The organism is Flavobacterium sp. (assembly GCF_028712645.1).
Lineage (GTDB): Bacteria > Bacteroidota > Bacteroidia > Flavobacteriales > Flavobacteriaceae > Flavobacterium.
The window spans coordinates 1-3,743 of record NZ_JAQTPQ010000311.1 but is presented as its reverse complement, the minus strand read 5'-3'; the positions used below and the strand labels follow the sequence as shown (position 1 = coordinate 3,743).

Genomic DNA, 3,743 nt, shown 5'->3' with positions numbered 1-3,743 from the left:
ACCTACGGAATTCCTAATGGATTTATACTCTTCCACCACATCGAAACCGGCTACTGTTGCAGAACCTTCATTGGCTAATAAAAGTGTCGTTAAGATTCGAAAAATAGTCGTTTTTCCCGCTCCATCAGGCCCAATTAATCCAAACAATTCTCCTTCTTTTACATCAAAAGAAATGGCTTCAACAGCTTTAATTTTGTTGTAGGATTTGGATATATTTTGGACCTGTATACTCATTATTTATTATTTTTCATACCCATTCCCATTCCTTGACCATTTTTGTGATTTTGTTGAAAATGATCTTCAAACCATACTGGAGTTTCAATTTGGTTTTCATAGATATAGGTTGCAATCTTCCTTAAATCCTTTTCTTCAAAAGCTTGCTTAGGCATTGGTTTAAATTTATCAATTGCGCCAGGCATCAGAGCATTTTCAACTTTTGGGTCACTGGCATAAGCTACAACAGCATTCACAAAATCTTCTTTGTTGTCATATTGCATCGAATATCTTTTCTTAACGGCTATCATTGGCGGAGCAATTATTTCGCTATGAGATTTGGTTATAACACTATGACAAGCGTAACATTTCTGCTGAAATAAAGCAAGTGCTTCCGAGTTTTCAGTTGAGGAAGTTGTTGCCGAAATGCCAAAATCTTCAGAAGATTTTTGATTTTTGCAACTAGTAAAAAGGACAAGTAGAATTGCTACTATCAATACATTTGTTTTCATTTTATTATTGTTTTTTATACATTTATTTAATCCACATTTCGGCTGGCATTCCTATTTTTAAACCTCCATCATTTTTAACTTTCACTTTCACGGCATAAACAAGATTGACACGTTCTTCTTTTGTTTGTATCACTTTTGGCGTGAATTCAGCTGAAGAGGATATCCAGGAAACTGCTCCTTGATACGATTTCATCTCTTTTCCCGAATCAATTTTTACAGTTACATTTTGCCCTATTTTTATATTAGGTAATTGGGTCTCACTTACATACACTCGAAGTGTCATCTCAGAAATATCGGCGATTTTATAAAGTGGTTTTCCAAAGGCAGTTACCTCATTGGGTTCTGCATATTTAGCCAAGACTGTACCTTTTATTGGATTTATGATTTTGCTTTTCTCAATCTGGTCGTTTATTTTTTCGATTTGAACATCGATAGCTTTTACCTCATTTACAATTGGACTATTCTGAGTTTCTACACTACGGATTTGCTCCAAAATGACATTTACTTTGCCCACAATTTCGTCAACTTGTCTTTTTGTTGCAGCGTTTTCGGCAAACATATTTTCGATTCTCTTTTTTTCAATCAAAGTGGTTTTGAGTTGTTCTTGTAAAACGTTTTTTTGTGACAACACATTTTTTGATTTCGAAAAAACAGTACTTTTTGAAGCCATCAATTGTTGTTTATTGAAATACAATTGGGTTGTATCGACTAACCCAACTTGGGTTTTAGGTTCCAGAATATCGCCTTCTTCTAATTTCAAATATTCGATATTTCCATTGGCTTCAGCCGAAATAGTTACTTCAGTTGCTTCAAAATTGCCGTAACCATCCGCTTTGTCGTTGTTTTTATTACAAGAAATGAGAGAAATCAGGCTTAGAAATGTGATTATTTTTTTCATTTTATATGTCTTTATCTATTTAATTTATTTGACTGATTTTGAAATCAACTAATTAGTTCCTCCTTCGGGGGGGAGGGGGCTTCCCTTTACAACTTGATAATTCGCTTTCGCTAAAGCCAATTGAATTTCGTGGGTTTTCTGATTCGTTTTGGCTTCATATAAATTGGTAAATTCTACCAAAAATTCTGACGAAGTGATGACCCCATTTTTCAATTGTGCATCCGCGGATTTAACCACATCTTCTCGCAAAGAGATAATTTGAACATCGGATTTTATTATTTCTTCCGTTTTATATATTTCGTTTTCCATCTCTTGCAGTTGCAATTTATTATTGAGTAAAAAAGTTTCTTTTTCAGTTGAAACGATGGCTGCCGAAACTGAAAGCGCTTCTTTTTCAGTTTTAGATTTGTTCCAATCGAACACATTCCAATTGGCTTTCAAGCCCACCATATAAAAAGTCTGGAACGAATTGTCCAACATATTTAATCCTGGATTTCCATAACCTGCCTGACCAAAAGCATTAATTTTTGGTAGATTATTTTTAGAAATTATTTCTTTTGAATTCTCAATCTGTTCTTTTTGAAAGTCGAATAATTTCAATTCTGGACGATTATTTTCATTAGAAAAATCATTTAAAATCTTTGGTTGAACAAAAATTGTATTTTCTTCAATTGTTGTAAAAATTAAAGAAGATAAGTTTTCTAATAACCACTTTTTTTCAAATTGGATTCCAATGAGTTGTTGATTTATCTTTAAGTTTTCAGCTTCCAAAACTTTTTCGGAAGCAGGTAGGATAGCTCCAAATTTAACTCCTGATTTCACTTCATTTACTTTCGAAGCTAGTTGAGCTTGTTTTGAAAGTAAAATTGTTTTTTGCTCTTGGAGCAACAAAACCGAAAAATAAAATTGGTTAATTTTTGTTCTAATTTGGTACAAATTCACCTCAACTTGTTGTTGTTGGGTTTTGGTTTGAGCCGCCTTGAGCTTAGCATTAGCATCAATCAAACCACCATTATACAACAACTGATTTACATCAAAAGTGGCGCGATATTGATCTTTATTTAATGGGGTCACATTAGGCAAGGAAATAGGCAAACCAGTAACATCAGATTGATAAGTAGCCTGTGCATTAATATCCATTTTAGGAAGTTTCCCTTTATTGAGCGCATCAATTTCTAAAGATGCTTTTTGCTGTAATAAATCGGCTTGTTTGAATAAAGGATAATTTTTATTAGCCAAAGTATAGCAATCTTCTAACGACAAAGTCTGTTGTGCAAAAGACAGCATTGGCAACATAAAAAGGAATGTCAATAGTACTTTTTTCATTTTTTTATCGAATTAATTATTTGTTCGGCAATACTAGTTTTTCGTTCTTCCATCATTTGATTGAATTCGGAATCCGAAATTTGAATCATTCCTTTTAGCATCACTTGGGCTGCAAATGGGAAAACAGTCATTGAAAAAATATCAACCAACAGTTGTTTGGGATTGACGGGTTTTATGATTCCGTTTGCAATTTCTTTTTCAATTTGGGCAATTAAAATGGCTGGATTAGGTCTATTTTCATAGTTTAAAAAGGCCATTACAAACTCGGGATTGTTGTTCATTTCCTGAATTACAAATTGTGGCAAATACGGATTAAGAATCACAAACGAAATATAGCTATGGGTGAATTTTTTAATTTTATCAAAAACAGTATCAGGCGAATAAAAAATGGCATTGATTTGAGGTGCCAATTGACCAAAAGCATTCATAAAAATCGCTTTAAATAGTAATTCTTTGCTTTTAAAACAATAATGCAACATCGCTTTATTTATTCCAGCTTCATCTGCTATTTCCTGCATTCTAGCACCAGCAAATCCTTTCTTTTGAAACACGATTCGAGCAGCATTAAATATTTTTTCTTCTGTAGTCATTTGTATTTAACTATATAGTTTAACCATTTGGTTAACAAAGATAGATAAAAAAAGTATTCCGCAATGAAATACTTTTTTTTATTTTAAAAACATTTTTAATTAATGTTTAGTTTCTCTTGTTCCTCCGTGTCCGAATGCAACAACACTCAATATTTTTACGTTCAAAAACAAAAACATAAAGAACTGAATAAAAGGGTTGTGCAT

Annotated in this window: 5 protein-coding genes; all 5 read right to left on the bottom strand. The window is 32.8% G+C overall.

What is annotated here, in order from left to right:
- A partial coding sequence (locus tag PHC28_RS16940) for an ATP-binding cassette domain-containing protein (RefSeq protein ID WP_300103363.1) occupies positions 1–234 on the bottom strand: 234 nt, incomplete at its 3' end.
- Positions 234–725 (bottom strand): c-type cytochrome, encoded by a 492-nt coding sequence (locus PHC28_RS16935; RefSeq protein ID WP_300103361.1) that lies wholly within the window; start codon positions 723–725, stop codon positions 234–236. The genes PHC28_RS16935 and PHC28_RS16940, both read right to left, overlap by 1 nt.
- Before the next feature lie 22 nt (positions 726–747).
- Positions 748–1,623: an HlyD family efflux transporter periplasmic adaptor subunit gene (locus tag PHC28_RS16930; RefSeq protein WP_300103359.1), complete on the bottom strand. Its 876-nt coding sequence runs from the start codon at positions 1,621–1,623 to the stop codon at positions 748–750.
- A 48-nt stretch (positions 1,624–1,671) separates the two neighbouring features.
- Positions 1,672–2,949, bottom strand: a complete 1,278-nt coding sequence (locus tag PHC28_RS16925; RefSeq protein ID WP_300103357.1) for a TolC family protein — start codon at positions 2,947–2,949, stop codon at positions 1,672–1,674.
- Positions 2,946–3,539, bottom strand: a complete 594-nt coding sequence (locus tag PHC28_RS16920) for a TetR/AcrR family transcriptional regulator (protein ID WP_300103355.1) — start codon at positions 3,537–3,539, stop codon at positions 2,946–2,948. Before PHC28_RS16920 ends, PHC28_RS16925 begins: the two co-directional genes overlap by 4 nt.
- Positions 3,540–3,743 lie beyond the last annotated feature (204 nt).